Source organism: Enterobacter sp. HG048 (assembly GCF_024702055.1).
In the GTDB taxonomy this organism is placed as follows: Bacteria; Pseudomonadota; Gammaproteobacteria; order Enterobacterales; family Enterobacteriaceae; genus Enterobacter; species Enterobacter dykesii.
The window spans coordinates 98,678-114,042 of the sequence record NZ_JANLIZ010000004.1 but is presented as its reverse complement, the minus strand read 5'-3'; the positions used below and the strand labels follow the sequence as shown (position 1 = coordinate 114,042).

Below are 15,365 nucleotides of genomic sequence, written 5' to 3'. Positions count from 1 at the left end.
CATAAAAAAGCCCCAGCAATGTGGGGCTGTATCATGGGATTACAGTTTTAGCGAGACGGTTACCACTCCGTCAGAGGCTTTCGAAACAGCCAGTGCCGTCAGTGAATTCAGCACAAAGTCTGCCTCCTCCAGGCGGGGAGATCCCGCCGGAACGTTAACGGCGATAACGTGACTTCCGGCGTTCAGCCCGGCCAGTACGCCAGCGGCCGCATCTTCCACCACCACGCACTCTGCGGGCGCGAGGCCAAGCAGTTCAGCGCCCAGTAAAAACGCGTCGGGCTCCGGTTTACCGCGCTTTACGCGCTCCGCAGTAATAAACACTTCCGGCTTCGGTAAACCTGCCGCCTTATGACGGGCGTGGGCGACGGGAATGGAGCCTGAGGTGACGATAGCCCACGGGATCTGCGCCTCGTTCAGATGCTCAAGCAGTTCGCGCGCGCCCGGTAAGGCTGTGATGCCGTCCGTATCCGTGGCTTCAATGTGTTCCAGGTATTTGAACTCCGCCTGAATTTCGTCCTCAGAGCGTCCGGCCAGGAAGTGCCGTAGCGAGGTAATGGCCTGTTTGCCATGGATAAAATTCAGCACGTCCTGATGGTCGATGCCATGCCGGTCAGCCCAATGGCACCATGAACGCTCCACAACCGGCAGCGAATCCACCAGCGTACCGTCCAGATCAAACAGAAAACCTTTACACTGCACACGCACCTCCGTCAGGCATTAATGATTTGTTGAATTTCGTTGCTGCTTAAATGGTACTGGCGCGGGCAGGCGTGCCATGCGCTTAGCATACGCTGATATTTCTCCCACATAGGGGTCTGCGCGTTGAAGCCGTGGGTGCCCGCGTCAAAGTGGGTATAGCGCCCTTCTGTATTCACCATAAAGCGAACATAGCTCAGATAACGCGCTTCCGTTGCGGCATCAAAGCCTAAGAAGGTCACGCGGCGCTCGTCAATGGACTGCCGATCTTTGAGATTCGTCCAGGACACGTTCAGGGCGTGATACATCTCCATAATGTCGATCACGATGCGACAGGTTTCTTCTTTCAGCTCGCCAAACTCGCGGTCCAGTTCGCGCATTTGCAAACCAAAACCGCGTTCGACGATGGTTTGCAGGCGGCTGTAGCGCGCAGCGTTATCGGGATCAAGCATAGTCATCATCTTGTACTGGTTGGACAAAATCAGACGTTGAGCATGGGTCATTTCCATCTTTCGACTCCTGTAGCGCATTGCACTTAAAAAAAAGACACGGTAACTGATTGTTACTGTGCCTTCTTTTCGTCGTCGTTTCGATGATCAATCACAAGTCATCGAGGAATGTTTTATCCAGTTGCTTAAAAGCACGCTTTAACGTGTCCGCCAGCGCCTGGTAGTCCGGCTTGCCTTCAACCGGGGCGAGCGCCTGCCCGGCCTCCTCCAGTTTTCCGCGCACTTCATAAAACCAGTGTAAAATAGAAGGGGGAAGTGGGGTGATGGAGCGTTTACCTAACCACCACAGGCCCTGCATCGGCAGGCTTAAGGCGAAGAGCGCCGTCGCGACCGCAGGACCAAGCTGCCCGCCCAACGCAATCTGCCAGCACAACGTAAAGACAGCGACTGGCGGCATAAAGCGAATCGCATAGCGCGTGGCGCGGATAGTGCGATTCTCAATAAACATCGGCGCAAGGCGCTTTTCCATCGGCCACGTCTTTGCGTAATGCTGTCCCCGACGAAACAGACTAAAAAAATTTACGGACGGGTTCTCTGGTGTCGACATGGCTGTACCTCAACTTCACATATAAAAATTAAAATTTTCGTGCAAAACCACAACAAGCTATGACAACGTTCAAAATATTTTGTCATCTCTACCCCGTATCGGGTATCCTGTGCCAGCCTGATAGGGCCATAGACGAGAATCATTAACTCGTCAAATTATTGCACATTATGCCATTGGCTGAAAATTGTGCAAAATGGCATAAAATCATAGTTATTTCTTCCATCATGCCACAATGTTTGTTTGGCATGATGTTAATCATAAATGTCCGAGTCATCATGCGTTACGCTGTTAGACTCACTGACGTTTTTTTAGCCACGTATCAATAATAGGTACTTCCATGTCGAGTAAGTTAGTACTGGTTCTGAACTGCGGTAGCTCCTCACTGAAATTCGCCATCATCGATGCGCTCAACGGTGACGAATACCTCTCTGGTTTGGCCGAATGTTTCCATCTGCCTGAAGCACGTATCAAGTGGAAGATGGACGGCAGCAAACAAGAAGCGGCTTTAGGTGCAGGCGCCGCTCACAGTGAAGCGCTGAACTTTATCGTTAACACTATTCTGGCACAAAAACCAGAACTGTCTGCTCAGCTGACTGCGATTGGTCACCGTATCGTCCACGGCGGCGAAAAATACACCAGCTCCGTCGTGATCGACGAATCTGTGATCCAGGGCATCAAGGACTCTGCGTCCTTCGCACCGCTGCACAACCCGGCTCACCTGATCGGTATCGCTGAAGCGCTGAAATCCTTCCCGAATCTGAAAGACAAAAACGTGGCCGTATTCGACACCGCGTTCCATCAGACCATGCCGGAAGAGTCTTACCTCTATGCCCTGCCATACAGCCTGTACAAAGAACACGGCGTACGTCGCTACGGCGCGCACGGCACCAGCCACTTCTATGTGACTCAGGAAGCCGCTAAAGTCCTGAACAAGCCGGTTGAAGAACTGAACATCATCACCTGCCACCTGGGCAACGGTGGTTCTGTTTCTGCTATCCGCAACGGTAAATGTGTTGATACTTCCATGGGTCTGACCCCGCTGGAAGGTCTGGTGATGGGTACCCGTTCCGGTGACATCGACCCGGCGATCATCTTCCACCTGCACGACACCCTGGGCATGAGCGTTGACCAGATCAACAAAATGCTGACTAAAGAGTCTGGCCTGCTGGGTCTGACCGAAGTCACCAGCGACTGCCGTTACGTTGAAGACAACTACGCAGAGAAAGAAGACGCTAAACGTGCAATGGACGTTTACTGCCACCGCCTGGCGAAGTACATCGGCTCTTACACTGCGCTGATGGAAGGCCGTCTGGACGCGGTTATCTTCACCGGTGGTATCGGTGAGAACGCGGCAATGGTTCGTGAACTGTCCCTGGGCAAACTGGGCGTTCTGGGCTTCGACGTTGATCACGAGCGTAACCTGGCTGCCCGCTTCGGCAAGTCTGGCTTCATCAACAAAGAAGGCACCCGCCCTGCTCTCGTTATCCCAACTAACGAAGAACTGGTCATTGCGCAAGACGCGCACCGCCTGACTGCCTGATTCCACACCGCCAGCAATGCTGGCGGTGCTGTTTTGTAACCCGCCCAATTGCGGCGGTAACGAAAGAGGATAAACCGTGTCCCGTACTATTATGCTGATCCCTACCGGAACCAGCGTCGGCCTGACCAGCGTCAGCCTTGGCGTTATCCGTGCTATGGAACGCAAAGGCGTTCGTCTGAGCGTCTTTAAGCCAATCGCCCAGCCACGTGCCGGTGGCGATGCGCCAGACCAGACCACCACCATCGTTCGCAAGAACTCCAATCTGCCGGCGGCTGAACCGCTGAAGATGAGCCACGTTGAGTCTCTGCTGTCCAGCAACCAGAAAGACGTGCTGATGGAAGAGATCATCGCCAACTACCATGCTAACGCGCAAGACGCGGAAGTGGTGCTGGTTGAAGGTCTGGTCCCGACGCGCAAACACCAGTTTGCCCAGTCCCTGAACTTTGAAATCGCGAAAACCCTGAACGCAGAGATCGTTTTCGTGATGTCTCAGGGCACCGACACCCCAGAGCAGCTGAACGAGCGTATCGAACTGACGCGCAGCAGCTTCGGCGGCGCGAAAAACACCAACATCACCGGCGTGATCGTGAACAAGCTGAACGCACCGGTGGATGAGCAGGGCCGTACTCGCCCTGACCTGTCCGAGATCTTCGACGACTCTTCCAAAGCGAAAGTTATCAAAGTTGACCCGGCTAAGCTGCAGGGATCCAGCCCGCTTCCGGTTCTGGGCGCGGTGCCATGGAGCTTCGATCTGATTGCCACCCGTGCAATCGATATGGCGCGTCACCTGAACGCTACCATCGTTAACGAAGGCGACATCAACACCCGCCGCGTGAAGTCCGTGACCTTCTGTGCGCGCAGCATTCCGCACATGCTGGAACACTTCCGCGCAGGTTCCCTGCTGGTGACCTCCGCAGATCGTCCTGACGTGCTGGTTGCAGCCTGCCTGGCCGCGATGAATGGCGTGGAAATCGGTGCGATCCTGCTGACCGGTGCCTACGAGATGGACCCACGCGTCAGCAAGCTGTGCGAGCGCGCGTTCGCGACCGGCCTGCCGGTCTTCATGGTGAACACTAACACCTGGCAGACCTCCCTGAGCCTGCAGAGCTTCAACCTTGAAGTGCCGGTTGATGACCACGAGCGTATCGAGAAAGTTCAGGAATACGTAGCGGGCTATATCAACGCAGACTGGATCGAATCCCTGACTGCGACCTCCGAGCGCAGCCGCCGCCTGTCTCCTCCAGCATTCCGTTACCAGCTGACCGAGCTGGCGCGTAAAGCGGGCAAACGCGTTGTTCTGCCTGAAGGCGACGAACCACGCACCGTTAAAGCGGCTGCTATCTGTGCAGAGCGCGGCATCGCGACCTGCGTGCTGCTGGGTAACCCGGATGAGATCACCCGCGTTGCGGCGTCTCAGGGCGTTGAGCTGGGCGCTGGCATCGAAATCGTTGACCCGGAAGTGGTTCGCGAAAGCTACGTTGCCCGTCTGGTCGAGCTGCGTAAGAGCAAGGGCATGACCGAAGCCGTGGCGCGCGAACAGCTGGAAGACAACGTGGTGCTGGGCACGCTGATGCTTGAGCAGGACGAAGTTGACGGTCTGGTTTCCGGTGCGGTTCACACCACGGCGAACACCATCCGTCCACCGCTGCAGCTGATCAAAACCGCTCCAGGCAGCTCTCTGGTTTCTTCCGTGTTCTTCATGCTGCTGCCTGAACAGGTTTACGTTTACGGCGACTGCGCGATCAACCCGGATCCAACCGCAGAGCAGCTGGCCGAAATCGCTATCCAGTCCGCGGACTCCGCGATTGCCTTCGGTATCGAACCGCGCGTAGCGATGCTCTCCTACTCCACCGGTACCTCTGGTGCAGGTAGCGACGTAGAGAAAGTGCGTGAAGCGACCCGTCTGGCGCAGGAAAAACGTCCTGACCTGATGATCGACGGCCCGCTGCAGTACGACGCCGCCGTTATGGCCGACGTTGCGAAATCTAAAGCGCCGAACTCGCCGGTTGCAGGTCGCGCTACCGTGTTCATCTTCCCGGATCTGAACACCGGTAACACCACCTATAAAGCGGTGCAGCGTTCAGCAGACCTGATCTCCATCGGGCCAATGCTGCAGGGCATGCGCAAACCTGTGAACGACCTGTCTCGTGGCGCGCTGGTTGACGATATCGTCTACACCATCGCGCTGACCGCGATCCAGTCTTCACAGCAGCAGTAATGTTAAAAAGCCCGGTGGCGCTAGCGCTTACCGGGCAACAAAAAGGCGACCACTTAATTGGTCGCCTTTTTTATTTACAGCAGCTCTCTCGCCGCCGACACAATGTCATGCGCCGTCAGGCCATACTCCTTCTGCAGGAAATCCTGTGTCCCCACCTGGCCGTAACGCTCCTTGACGCCCACCCGCCGCATCGGCACCGGGCAGGTTTCCACCAGCACCTCCGCCACTGCCGATCCCAGGCCGTTGTGAATGCTGTGGTTTTCACAGGTGACGATGCGACCGGTTTTCTCGGCGTAGTTTTTCACCAGCATCCGGTCGATAGGCTTCAGGGTAAACATGTCGATGACCGCCGCGCTTACCCCCTCCTGCTCAAGCTGGCGCGCCGCCTCCAGCGCTTCCGCCACCATGATGCCGTTGGCAATCAGGGTGATATCGGTTCCTTCGCGCAGCACGTTGCCTTTACCAATGGTGAAGGTTGAGCCCGGCGCATACACGCTCGGCGCCTGCTTACGGATGGTGCGTACCCAGTAGAAGCCTTCGAGGTCGATAAGCTGGCGCAGCACGTCCTCAAACATCACCGCGTCGGTCACCTCCAGCACCACCGAATGCGCCAGACCGCGTACGATGCCCATATCCTCAAACGACATATGCGTTCCGCCGTTATGGCAGGCCGTCACGCCCGCATCCGAGGCAATAACCTTCACGTTGTTACGCTGATAGTCCAGGGACATAAACAGCTGGTCAAAGCAGCGACGGCTGGCAAACGCGGTGAAGGTGTGAACGAACGGCTTGCGTCCGGTAAGCGACAGCCCGGCTGCCGTGCCGATGACGTTGGCTTCCATAATGCCGCAGTTAATCACGTGCTGCGGATAATCGCGCGCCACGCCGTCCATCGCCATCGAGCTCATCAGATCCGCTTCAAGGGCGATAATCTCGCTTCCCGCCTCAATCTGCTTTGCCACAAAGCCCGCGTAGACCTTACGCATCTCAACGGCGTCTTTCTCTCCTGCCGGTGCAACCTTAATCATGTGAAGCCTCCAGTTGGCGAATCGTCTCGTTGAGGGCCGCTTTACTCTCCGCGGTCAACCGCAGGTGGTGCGAGTTGCTGAGCTGTTCCAGGTACGGCACCCCCTGCCCTTTGATGCTGTCGAGGATGACGACTAACGGACGCGCGTCGGCAGCCGGGACCCGCGACGTCACCGCCAGCAGGCTCGGGATGTCGTCGCCCTTCACCGTCGCAACGTCAAAGCCAAAGGCGCGGAATTTCCCCTCCAGGTCGAACGCGCTGATGATCTCGTCCAGCTCGCCGTCGAGCTGCTGTTTGTTCCAGTCCACGAACACCGTCAGGTTGTTCAGGCGATGGTGGGCAATAAACTGGAAGGCTTCCCAGCACTGCCCCTCGTTCAGCTCGCCATCACCAACGATGCAGAAGACGCGATTCGGTCGCCCCGCCAGCCTGTGCGAAAGCGCCATGCCGCCGGCGATGGAGATCCCCTGCCCCAGCGAACCGGTGGTGGCGTCCACGCCGCGCGTTTTCAGGCGGTCCGGGTGGCTTGGCAGACGCGTGCCGTTCTGGTTCAGGGTGCTCAGCTCTTCCACCGGGAAGTAGCCCTTGATCGCCAGCGTGCTGTAGAGCGCCGGGCCCGCATGACCTTTTGACAGGACAAAATAGTCTCGCTCCGGCCAGTCCGGATCCACCGGGTCGATTTTCATCACCGCGCCGTACAGCACGGCCAGGGTTTCAACCACCGACATACTGCCACCGTAGTGCCCAAAGCCCAGCTGCGTCAGGGATTTCAGCGTCTCAAGACGGATCTGACGCGCGAGTTCGGTTATCTCTTTCTCATTCATGATTTGGCTCCGGTGTTTTCCTGCGCGTTACCGCCCGCAGGTTTGTTTTTCGCGAAGACGTTGTACGCCACTAGCAGCGCGAACAGCGCCACGACCAGCCCGGTGATGGCGAGCGGCGAAAGGAAGCGCGCCAGGTTGCCGAGCACAATCCCGACCGCGCCAAAGTCGGCGTCCGAGAAGGTGGTGTTGGCAAAGCCAATGGCGCCCAGTACCGGCAGCAGCAGGACCGGCAGGAAGGTGATCAGTAGGCCGTTAGCAAAGGCGCCAATCATTGCCCCGCGACGTCCGCCGGTGGCGTTACCGAACACGCCCGCCGTTGCGCCGGTGAAGAAGTGCGGCACGACGCCCGGGAGGATCAGCACCCAGCTAAACTGACCGCAGATGAACAACCCTATAATCCCGCCGAGGAAGCTGAACAGGAAGCCAATCAGCACCGCGTTTGGCGCATAGGGATACACAACCGGGCAGTCCAGCGCAGGACGCGCGTTCGGCACCAGTTTCTCCGAGAAGCCGGTAAAGGCCGGAACGATTTCCGCCAGAATCAGGCGCACGCCCTGCAGGATAATGAACACACCCGCCGCGAAGGTGATCGCCATGATGATGGCGTAGACCAGGTAGTTCTGACCGCCGCTGAAGGTGGCCTCCACGTACTCACGCCCGGCGCTCACCGCCATGATCAGGTAGATAATCATCATGGTCAGGGAGATGGAGATCGAGCTGTCGCGCAGGAAGCTCAGGTTCTTCGGCAGGTTCATCTCTTCGGTTGAGCGGGAGCCTTTGCCGACCTTGCTGCCAATCCAGCCGGACAGCACGTAGCCCAGCGTGCCGAAGTGGCCGAAGGCAATTTCATCGTTGCCGGTAATGCGCTTCATGTAGCGCTGCGCAATCGCCGGGAAGAAAGCCATGATCAGGCCGAGGATCAGCGAGCCGGTAAAGACCAGCCCCACGCCCTCAAAGCCCGCCACCGTCAGGATCACGCCAATCATGCACGCCATATAAAACGTGTGGTGTCCGGTCAGGAAGATATACTTCAGGCGGGTAAAGCGCGCGACGATAATATTCGCCACCATGCCGAAAGCCATAATCAGCGCGGTCGCTGCACCGTATTTTTCGAGCGCAATGGACACAATGGCTTCATTGTTTGGAATAATGCCCTGAATCGTAAAGGCGTGTTCAAACATACCGCCCAAAGGATTTAATGACCCCACCAGCACCGTGGCGCCGCCGCCCAGCACAATAAAGCCGAGAATGGTTTTAATCGTTCCTTTCACCACGTCCGAAAACGCTTTCTTCTGCGCAACCAGACCAATAAGCGCAATTAAACCGACCAGCACCGAAGGGACTTTTAAAATATCAACAACGAAATTCAGCGTTTCAAGGATAAACATATCCACCTCGCCTTATCAGGGTTATTGTCTGTCGAACCAGGCGCGCAGTTGCGCTTCAAGTTCGTTGATGTCGATGATGTTGTTAATCACTACCAGCTGGCTTTCCGGCACGCTGGCGCTGGCCGCAATGTCTTTTGCCATCACGAAAAGATCGGCTGCGCCCGGCGTGGCTGAGGAGAGATCGGAGTGTTCAACCTCAGCCTCAATCTCCAGTTTTTTAAGCACCTTTTTAATATTCATTTCGACCATAAAACTGCTGCCCAGGCCGGAGCCGCAAATAGCCATGATTTTCATTGTTATCCCCTTACTTTGAGTAGAGCACGCCCCATCACGCTGGCGCGTAATGTTGTGAATAATCGGATTAAAGAGTTAAATCAGAAGCGGTCAATAATCGTTTTAATTTCCTCCAGAGTATTCGCCTGATGCAGTTTCTCCATATCCTCGTCGCTGGAAAATAATTCTGCGAGTGCGGATATCATTTCGATATGGCTATGTTTGTCCGGTGCCGCGAGCATAATAATGACATCGACAGGGTCAAACTCACCGGCACCAAACGAGACGCCCTGTTTTAGTTTTAATAACGACAACCCCAGTCCTTTGGCGCCTTCCTCCGGCCGCGCATGCGGCATTGCTAGCCCTGGTGCCAGCACATAATAGGGTCCTAACGTGTGATGCTGCTGGATGATGGCCGTGACGTATTCAGGCTCAATCACCTGCAAATCAAGAAGCGGCTTCGCGCACAGCTCCAGCGCCTGCGGCCAGTTTTCCACGCTATCCTGCAGCGTGATGGTTGTATCATATATCCATTTTTTGAGCACTTTTCACTCCCGCTACACGCTAAAGATGAGCAAACTTTATTCAACACATCGCTGGATGACTGCGATCGCGATCACAAAGATAGCGCTACCAATCGCTAACATGCAGAAATGTGATAGCGCTATCAAATTGCAATCACGGCGCTAAATCACAGCAAACAAAGGGATTTAAGGCGTATACTGCCTGTCACGTGAAGCGAAGGAAAAGAAGAACGCGTCTGGTCAGCAGGAAGGTGTATGTCTCTAACCCGAAAACGGCGCAGTACCGGTAAAGTGACACTCGCCGATGTCGCACAGCTTGCCGGTGTGGGCACGATGACCGTGTCCCGTGCACTCCGCACGCCCGAACAGGTTTCCGATAAACTACGAGAAAAAATTGAAGCTGCCGTGCAGGAGCTGGGTTATATGCCTAATCTTGCCGCCAGCGCGCTGGCCTCTGCGTCGTCATGGACGATCGCTATGGTGGTGCCTAATCTCTCCGAAGCCGGATGCTCGGAGATGTTCGCCGGGCTACAGCAGGTGCTACAGCCTGCCGGGTATCAGATCATGCTGGCAGAATCCCAGCATCGCCTGGAGCAGGAGGAGAAATTACTGGAGACGCTGCTGGCGTCGAATATTGCCGCCGCAATCCTGCTCAGCGTTGAACATACCGATACCGTTCGCCACTGGCTGAAAAACGCCTCTATTCCGGTGATGGAGATGGGTGCCATGCGTGCCGACCCGATCGATATGAATATCGGGATTGATAACGTAGCGGCCATGTATGAACTCACGGAAATGGTGATTAAGCGCGGCTATCAAAATATTGGCCTGCTGTGCGCCAACCAGGAGCAGTGGATTTTCCAGCAGCATCTGCAGGGCTGGTACAAAGCCATGCTTCGCCACCATATGTCGCCGAACCGGGTGATTAACGCGGCGATGCCGCCGAGCTTCTCGACCGGCGCGGCACAGCTGCCAGAATTCCTGCTGGCGTGGCCTGAGCTGGATGCGCTGGTGTGCGTCTCAGACGAGCTGGCGTGCGGGGCGCTGTACGAGTGTCAGCGCAGGCGAATCAAAGTGCCGGACGATCTGGCGGTGGTAGGTTTTGGCGATAGCGACGTGAGCCGCGTCTGTCAGCCGCCGCTGACGACGATGGCGGTGCCGCATCGTAAGATTGGAATTGAAGCCGGGAAAGCGTTGCTGGAGCGTCTGAATGACGGGGACTGGCGCGATCAAAAGCCCATCGCGTCCAGTCTGTGTCTGAGAGAGAGTTGCTGACGCTTACTCAGCCTCTTCCTCTTTCTCTGATTTGGTCGATTCGTTTTTGGCGTTGCGGGTCATCCACAGCGCCAGCGCTTTTAACGAATCCGGCGTGAACTCGTCGCAGCGCGCGGTGATCTCTTCCGGCGTCATCCAGCTGACTTCACTCACCTCTTCTTCCTGCAGAGCGAACGGCCCGTGGGAGACGCAGCTAAACAGCCCGCCCCAGACGCGGCAGTTTTCGTCTTCGAAATAGAACTGGCCGTGCTCGGCAAACGGCACGCCGGCGATGCCTAACTCTTCTTCCGCTTCACGACGCGCGGAATCCAGCAGCACTTCATCTGCCTGGACAACTCCACCTGCGGTGGCATCCAGCATACCCGGGAGAAAATCTTTGGTGTCCGTGCGGCGCTGGACCAGAATTTTGCCCATACCGTCATGCACAACGATATACGTTGCGCGGTGACGTAAACGCTCCGCACGCATTTGTTCGCGGCTGGCCTGCGCGATCACTTCATTCTCTTCGCTGACAATGTCAACCCACTCTGTACTTGCCAAATGACTCTGCTCCACCATCGGGAAACCTTCTCTTCTAAGCGCTCTTTCGGCGCGTTTGCAGTTGTGGTGTAACTTACGGATTAATCGCTACCTGCGCAATAACTTGCTGATCATTAAGTGCGATAACGCGCAGGGTATTTCCTTCCAGCATGCCATAGCTCGCTGGATAACCGCCTTTCGGTATGCTGACCGAACCCGGGTTAAAGTGATAAATCTCACCGCGCTTTTCAGCAACCGGAATATGAGTATGACCGTAAACCAGGACATCGCCAGCCGCGAGGGCCGGGAGATTATCCGGGCTAAAAAGATGCCCGTGCGTCAGAAACAGGCGGCTTTGTTCCAGCAGCACCTGCTGCCATGGCGCGGTAAGGGGAAAATGCAGCAGCATCTGGTCCACTTCGCTGTCGCAGTTGCCGCGAACGGCGATGATGCGCGAGGCGTACGGGTTGAGCTTTTCCGCGACCTGCGCCGGGGCATAGCCCTCCGGCAGCGCGTTGCGCGGGCCGTGGTTGAGCACATCCCCCAGAATAATCAGCCACTGCGCGCCGCTTTGTGCAAACAGGGAGAGGACACGCTCGGTAGCGGGCAGCGATCCATGGATATCCGACGCAAACATCAGTTTCATCAGTCACTCCTCGGGAAAACAGACTGCCCCCATCATACCTGAAGCGTCAGGGCTTATCAGCCCGCGCGCTTAGCCGAGAGTGCCACATAGCGCTGCACGGAGGCGCGCTGCCACTGAAACGCGGCATAATCCACCAGCAGCTGCGGCACCTCGTCGCCGTTGAGGATCAGGCGGTTTAGCATCAACGCCAGATCGGCGTCGGCAATGCACCACTCGCCGAACAGGTTCGGGTTGCCGTGGGCGAGCAGCGAGGTAGCGGTTTCAATCAGTTTCTTCGCGCTTTCTACACCTTCTGCGCTCAGCGCTGGCTTTTTCACCCCGGCAAACACAACGTCCGTCGAGCGTTCCACGCGAATCGGCACCAGATCGCTACGCAGCCACGCCTGGATCTGCCGCGCCCGCGCGCGTTTCTGCAGGTCGTGAGGATAGATGCGTTCCCACTCGGGCGGCGCAAACCGATCTTCCAGATATTCATCGATCGCCGACGATTCGCTCAGGGCAAAACCATCAACCTCCAGCACCGGCACGCGTCGGGTCAGGTCGTAGCCCTGCCACTGCGGTTTAAGATGTTCACCGCCGTCGAGATCGACGGTCTTCAGCGTAAAAGTAAGCCCTTTTTCGGCCAGCGCAACGTATACGCTCATAACATAGGGAGAAAAGAAATTCGCATCGGACCACAACGTGATGACGGGCTGGTTCATAACATCCTCATAGGCTGATCGGTTTTTACTCAACATATAATCTCTTTGCCTCGCTGTCACTTGATGAAAACTCACGATTTACAACAACCACCTATACTCATTTGTCATGGCACCACTCTTCGCATGGACAGGAGTTGAGAATGATCGACCTTTATTACGCCCCTACCCCAAACGGCCATAAGATCACCCTCTTTCTTGAAGAAGCCGAGCTGGATTACAGGATCATTCGCGTGGATATCAGCAAAGGCGAACAGTTCAGCCCTCTCTTTCTGGCTATCTCGCCGAATAACAAAATCCCGGCCATTATTGATAACCAGCCGGCGGACGGGGGCAGACCGCTGAGCCTGTTTGAATCCGGTGAAATTTTGCTCTACCTGGCGGAGAAAACCGGCAAACTGCTGAGCGGCGAACTGCGCGAGCGTCACCATACCCTGCAATGGCTCTTCTGGCAGGCGAGCGGGCTGGGGCCCATGCTGGGTCAAAATCATCACTTTACCGCATACGCCCCGCAGCCCATTCCTTACGCGATAGAGCGCTATCAGGTCGAGACGCAGCGGCTCTATGACGTTCTGAACCGTCGGCTGGAGAAAACGCCGTGGCTCGGGGGCGATCATTACAGTATTGCCGACATCGCCTGCTGGCCGTGGGTGAATACGCATGAAAAACACCGAATTGACCTGGCCGCTTACCCGGCGGTGAACAACTGGTTTGAGCGCATCCGGACCCGGCCGGCCACCGAGCGGGCAATGCAAAAAATCCAGCAGATTTAACCCGCTATGAGGCTGGGTGCCTGCGAGCCTCTCATGTATTATGAGCAGGAAATACTGACACGGAGAAGACCTGCAATGTCACAGCCAGACGCCATTATTCGTATAAAAAATTTACGCTTGCGTACCTTCATCGGTATTAAAGAGGAAGAGATCGCCAACCGTCAGGATATTGTCATTAACGTGGTGATTCACTATCCCGCAGACAAAGCGCGGGCCAGCGAAGACATCAACGACGCGCTTAACTACCGCACCATCACCAAAAATATCATCCAGTACGTGGAAAATAACCGCTTCTCTCTGCTGGAAAAATTAACTCAGGATGTGCTCGATATCGCACGCGAACATCACTGGGTCACTTATGCTGAAGTTGAGATCGATAAACTTCACGCCCTGCGCTACGCCGATTCCGTCTCCATGACGCTAAGCTGGCGACGCCAGGCGTAACCCTGGAGGTTGTATGAAGATTTTGCTGACCGGCGGCACGGGCCTTATTGGTCGTCACCTCATTGCGCGTCTGCAGGCCCTGCATCACGACATCACCGTGGTCACGCGCAGCCCGGAGAAAGCGCGCCAGGTGCTGGGGGCGGGTGTCGATATCTGGAAAAATCTGGTCGAGCAGCAAAATCTGGACGGCTTCGACGCCGTCATTAACCTCGCGGGTGAACCCATCGCCGATAAGCGCTGGACGGAAGAGCAAAAACAGCTGTTATGCAGCAGCCGGTGGAACATTACCGAAAAGCTGGTCGAGCTGATCCGCAATAGCCACACGCCGCCTTCGGTACTGATTTCAGGTTCAGCGGTGGGCTATTACGGCGATCTCGGCGAGGTGGTGGTGACCGAGGAAGAGCCGCCGCATAACGAGTTTACCCATAAGCTCTGCGCCCAGTGGGAGCGTATCGCCTGCGCGGCACAAAGCGATCGCACCCGCGTCTGCCTGTTGCGGACCGGCGTCGTGCTTGCGCCGAAAGGCGGCATTCTGGCGAAGATGCTTCCCCCTTTCCGGCTTGGGCTCGGCGGCCCCATCGGCAATGGTCGCCAGTACCTGGCGTGGATCCATATCGACGATATGGTCAACGGGATTCTCTGGCTGCTGGATAACGACCTGCGCGGGCCGTTTAACATGGTTGCGCCCTATCCGGTACGTAATGAACAGTTTGCCCACGCGCTGGGGCATGCCCTGCACCGCCCGGCGATATTACGCGTGCCTGCCACGGTGATTCGCCTGATGATGGGTGAAGCGTCTGTATTGGTATTAGGCGGACAGCGAGCGCTGCCAAAACGGCTGGAAGCGGCCGGCTTTGCGTTCCGCTGGTACGAATTAGAAGAAGCGCTGGGGGATGTGGTGCGGTGAATATGTTACAGTGACAGGCCATGTTCCGAAGATATGGCGTAACAATGGCAACGATAACCACTCCCCGGCTTCACCTCACTCCTTTCGAACCCACTGACTGGGCCTTCTTCCGCTCGCTGCGAGAAGATCGCCGCATCATGCGCTACATGGCCGCCATCGCGCCGGAAAAAGAGACCCGCCGCGTGTTTGCCGCGCGGCTCACTGCTGCCCACGTGTTTGTCATTCGCTTGCGGGATGATGATACGCCGCTTGGCGATATCGGCCTGCAAATCAGCCCTGAGAATCGTGAAGAGGCCGATATCGGCTACACGGTTGTGCCTGCCGCGCAGGGGAAAGGTATCGCCAGCGAGGCGCTGCGCGCGGTGTGCGATTACGCGTTTAACCAGACCAGCGTGAAAGCGATTAACGCGTACGTGCTGGCAGATAACGGCGGTTCGGTGCGGGTGCTGGAGAAAGCCGGGTTTGTGCGCACGCAGGTGCTTGAAAAAGCGTATGAGATTGACGGCGTGCGCTATGACGACTGGGTGTATCGGCTGGAGTGCGGTGCGGCTTGATGC

18 protein-coding genes are annotated in these 15,365 nt (G+C 56.5%); 7 read left to right on the top strand and 11 right to left on the bottom strand.

What is annotated here, in order from left to right; genetic code table 11:
* Positions 1-39: 39 nt before the first annotated feature.
* From NUX24_RS07555 to yfbV, 3 genes are all read right to left on the bottom strand, one after another.
* Positions 40-699 (bottom strand): sugar phosphatase, encoded by a 660-nt coding sequence (locus NUX24_RS07555; protein WP_126329801.1) that lies wholly within the window; start codon positions 697-699, stop codon positions 40-42.
* 11 nt (positions 700-710) lie between these two features.
* The gene (locus NUX24_RS07550; protein WP_257830671.1) at positions 711-1,205 is read right to left on the bottom strand and encodes a YfbU family protein; all 495 of its coding nucleotides are present in this window, start codon (positions 1,203-1,205) and stop codon (positions 711-713) included.
* A gap of 91 nt (positions 1,206-1,296) precedes the next feature.
* Positions 1,297-1,752: a terminus macrodomain insulation protein YfbV gene (gene yfbV / locus NUX24_RS07545; protein ID WP_023312543.1), complete on the bottom strand. Its 456-nt coding sequence runs from the start codon at positions 1,750-1,752 to the stop codon at positions 1,297-1,299.
* A 337-nt stretch (positions 1,753-2,089) separates the two neighbouring features.
* On the opposite strand from yfbV, the gene ackA reads away from it, so the two are divergent.
* The gene (ackA, locus tag NUX24_RS07540) at positions 2,090-3,292 is read left to right on the top strand and encodes an acetate kinase (protein ID WP_023312544.1); all 1,203 of its coding nucleotides are present in this window, start codon (positions 2,090-2,092) and stop codon (positions 3,290-3,292) included.
* 76 nt (positions 3,293-3,368) lie between these two features.
* Complete coding sequence (gene pta / locus NUX24_RS07535; protein WP_047652569.1) at positions 3,369-5,510, top strand: phosphate acetyltransferase; 2,142 nt, start codon at positions 3,369-3,371, stop codon at positions 5,508-5,510.
* A gap of 74 nt (positions 5,511-5,584) precedes the next feature.
* Here the strand turns inward: pta and NUX24_RS07530 are convergent, their stop codons facing one another.
* The 5 genes from NUX24_RS07530 to NUX24_RS07510 all read right to left on the bottom strand — a co-directional run bounded on the left by NUX24_RS07530 (position 5,585) and on the right by NUX24_RS07510 (position 9,567).
* Complete coding sequence (locus NUX24_RS07530; RefSeq protein WP_023312546.1) at positions 5,585-6,538, bottom strand: transketolase family protein; 954 nt, start codon at positions 6,536-6,538, stop codon at positions 5,585-5,587.
* Positions 6,531-7,361: a transketolase gene (locus NUX24_RS07525; RefSeq protein WP_257830668.1), complete on the bottom strand. Its 831-nt coding sequence runs from the start codon at positions 7,359-7,361 to the stop codon at positions 6,531-6,533. The genes NUX24_RS07530 and NUX24_RS07525 overlap by 8 nt, the downstream gene beginning before the upstream one ends.
* Entirely contained in the window at positions 7,358-8,749 is a 1,392-nt protein-coding gene (locus NUX24_RS07520) for a PTS ascorbate transporter subunit IIC (RefSeq protein WP_257830666.1), read from the bottom strand. The genes NUX24_RS07525 and NUX24_RS07520 overlap by 4 nt, the downstream gene beginning before the upstream one ends.
* A gap of 21 nt (positions 8,750-8,770) precedes the next feature.
* Positions 8,771-9,043 carry a PTS sugar transporter subunit IIB gene (locus NUX24_RS07515; protein WP_023336413.1) on the bottom strand — a complete coding sequence of 91 codons (273 nt, stop codon included), beginning with the start codon at positions 9,041-9,043 and terminating at the stop codon, positions 8,771-8,773.
* Between the two features lie 80 nt (positions 9,044-9,123).
* Positions 9,124-9,567, bottom strand: a complete 444-nt coding sequence (locus tag NUX24_RS07510; RefSeq protein ID WP_047060619.1) for a PTS sugar transporter subunit IIA — start codon at positions 9,565-9,567, stop codon at positions 9,124-9,126.
* A gap of 234 nt (positions 9,568-9,801) precedes the next feature.
* Here NUX24_RS07510 and NUX24_RS07505 point away from each other — a divergent pair, with 234 nt between their 5' ends.
* On the top strand, positions 9,802-10,821 hold the full coding sequence (locus NUX24_RS07505; protein ID WP_029741925.1) for a LacI family DNA-binding transcriptional regulator: 1,020 nt from the start codon (positions 9,802-9,804) through the stop codon (positions 10,819-10,821).
* 3 nt (positions 10,822-10,824) lie between these two features.
* Here the strand turns inward: NUX24_RS07505 and yfcD are convergent, their stop codons facing one another.
* The 3 genes from yfcD to yfcF are packed head-to-tail and all read right to left on the bottom strand — an operon-like array spanning position 10,825 to position 12,687.
* Complete coding sequence (yfcD, locus tag NUX24_RS07500; protein ID WP_023312551.1) at positions 10,825-11,379, bottom strand: NUDIX hydrolase YfcD; 555 nt, start codon at positions 11,377-11,379, stop codon at positions 10,825-10,827.
* 55 nt (positions 11,380-11,434) lie between these two features.
* Positions 11,435-11,986 carry a phosphodiesterase gene (gene yfcE / locus NUX24_RS07495; RefSeq protein ID WP_257830660.1) on the bottom strand — a complete coding sequence of 184 codons (552 nt, stop codon included), beginning with the start codon at positions 11,984-11,986 and terminating at the stop codon, positions 11,435-11,437.
* Positions 11,987-12,042: 56 nt separating this feature from the next.
* Positions 12,043-12,687: a glutathione transferase gene (gene yfcF / locus NUX24_RS07490; protein ID WP_257830658.1), complete on the bottom strand. Its 645-nt coding sequence runs from the start codon at positions 12,685-12,687 to the stop codon at positions 12,043-12,045.
* Between the two features lie 140 nt (positions 12,688-12,827).
* Between yfcF and yfcG the strand changes: the two genes are divergently transcribed.
* The 4 genes from yfcG (at position 12,828) to NUX24_RS07470 (ending at position 15,362) form a co-directional block, all read left to right on the top strand.
* Positions 12,828-13,457 carry a GSH-dependent disulfide bond oxidoreductase gene (gene yfcG / locus NUX24_RS07485; protein WP_008502585.1) on the top strand — a complete coding sequence of 210 codons (630 nt, stop codon included), beginning with the start codon at positions 12,828-12,830 and terminating at the stop codon, positions 13,455-13,457.
* Positions 13,458-13,532: 75 nt separating this feature from the next.
* On the top strand, positions 13,533-13,901 hold the full coding sequence (folX, locus tag NUX24_RS07480) for a dihydroneopterin triphosphate 2'-epimerase (protein ID WP_023312555.1): 369 nt from the start codon (positions 13,533-13,535) through the stop codon (positions 13,899-13,901).
* A gap of 13 nt (positions 13,902-13,914) precedes the next feature.
* A complete protein-coding gene (locus NUX24_RS07475) occupies positions 13,915-14,808 on the top strand; it encodes a TIGR01777 family oxidoreductase (protein WP_257830655.1) in 894 nt (297 codons plus the stop codon).
* Between the two features lie 44 nt (positions 14,809-14,852).
* Positions 14,853-15,362, top strand: coding sequence for a GNAT family N-acetyltransferase (locus tag NUX24_RS07470; protein ID WP_257830653.1), 510 nt, complete (start codon positions 14,853-14,855; stop codon positions 15,360-15,362).
* Positions 15,363-15,365 lie beyond the last annotated feature (3 nt).

Bases quoted from the DNA above. Each gene is read 5' to 3' on its own strand.
- NUX24_RS07550 (WP_257830671.1), bottom strand. From the start codon at position 1,205: ATGGAAATGACCCATGCTCAACGTCTGATTTTGTCCAACCAGTACAAG.
- yfbV (WP_023312543.1), bottom strand. From the start codon at position 1,752: ATGTCGACACCAGAGAACCCGTCCGTAAATTTTTTTAGTCTGTTTCGT.
- ackA (WP_023312544.1), top strand. From the start codon at position 2,090: ATGTCGAGTAAGTTAGTACTGGTTCTGAACTGCGGTAGCTCCTCACTG.
- NUX24_RS07530 (WP_023312546.1), bottom strand. From the start codon at position 6,538: ATGATTAAGGTTGCACCGGCAGGAGAGAAAGACGCCGTTGAGATGCGT.
- NUX24_RS07525 (WP_257830668.1), bottom strand. From the start codon at position 7,361: ATGAATGAGAAAGAGATAACCGAACTCGCGCGTCAGATCCGTCTTGAG.
- NUX24_RS07520 (WP_257830666.1), bottom strand. From the start codon at position 8,749: ATGTTTATCCTTGAAACGCTGAATTTCGTTGTTGATATTTTAAAAGTC.
- NUX24_RS07515 (WP_023336413.1), bottom strand. From the start codon at position 9,043: ATGAAAATCATGGCTATTTGCGGCTCCGGCCTGGGCAGCAGTTTTATG.
- NUX24_RS07505 (WP_029741925.1), top strand. From the start codon at position 9,802: ATGTCTCTAACCCGAAAACGGCGCAGTACCGGTAAAGTGACACTCGCC.
- yfcD (WP_023312551.1), bottom strand. From the start codon at position 11,379: ATGGTGGAGCAGAGTCATTTGGCAAGTACAGAGTGGGTTGACATTGTC.
- yfcE (WP_257830660.1), bottom strand. From the start codon at position 11,986: ATGAAACTGATGTTTGCGTCGGATATCCATGGATCGCTGCCCGCTACC.
- yfcF (WP_257830658.1), bottom strand. From the start codon at position 12,687: ATGAACCAGCCCGTCATCACGTTGTGGTCCGATGCGAATTTCTTTTCT.
- yfcG (WP_008502585.1), top strand. From the start codon at position 12,828: ATGATCGACCTTTATTACGCCCCTACCCCAAACGGCCATAAGATCACC.
- folX (WP_023312555.1), top strand. From the start codon at position 13,533: ATGTCACAGCCAGACGCCATTATTCGTATAAAAAATTTACGCTTGCGT.
- NUX24_RS07475 (WP_257830655.1), top strand. From the start codon at position 13,915: ATGAAGATTTTGCTGACCGGCGGCACGGGCCTTATTGGTCGTCACCTC.
- NUX24_RS07470 (WP_257830653.1), top strand. From the start codon at position 14,853: ATGGCAACGATAACCACTCCCCGGCTTCACCTCACTCCTTTCGAACCC.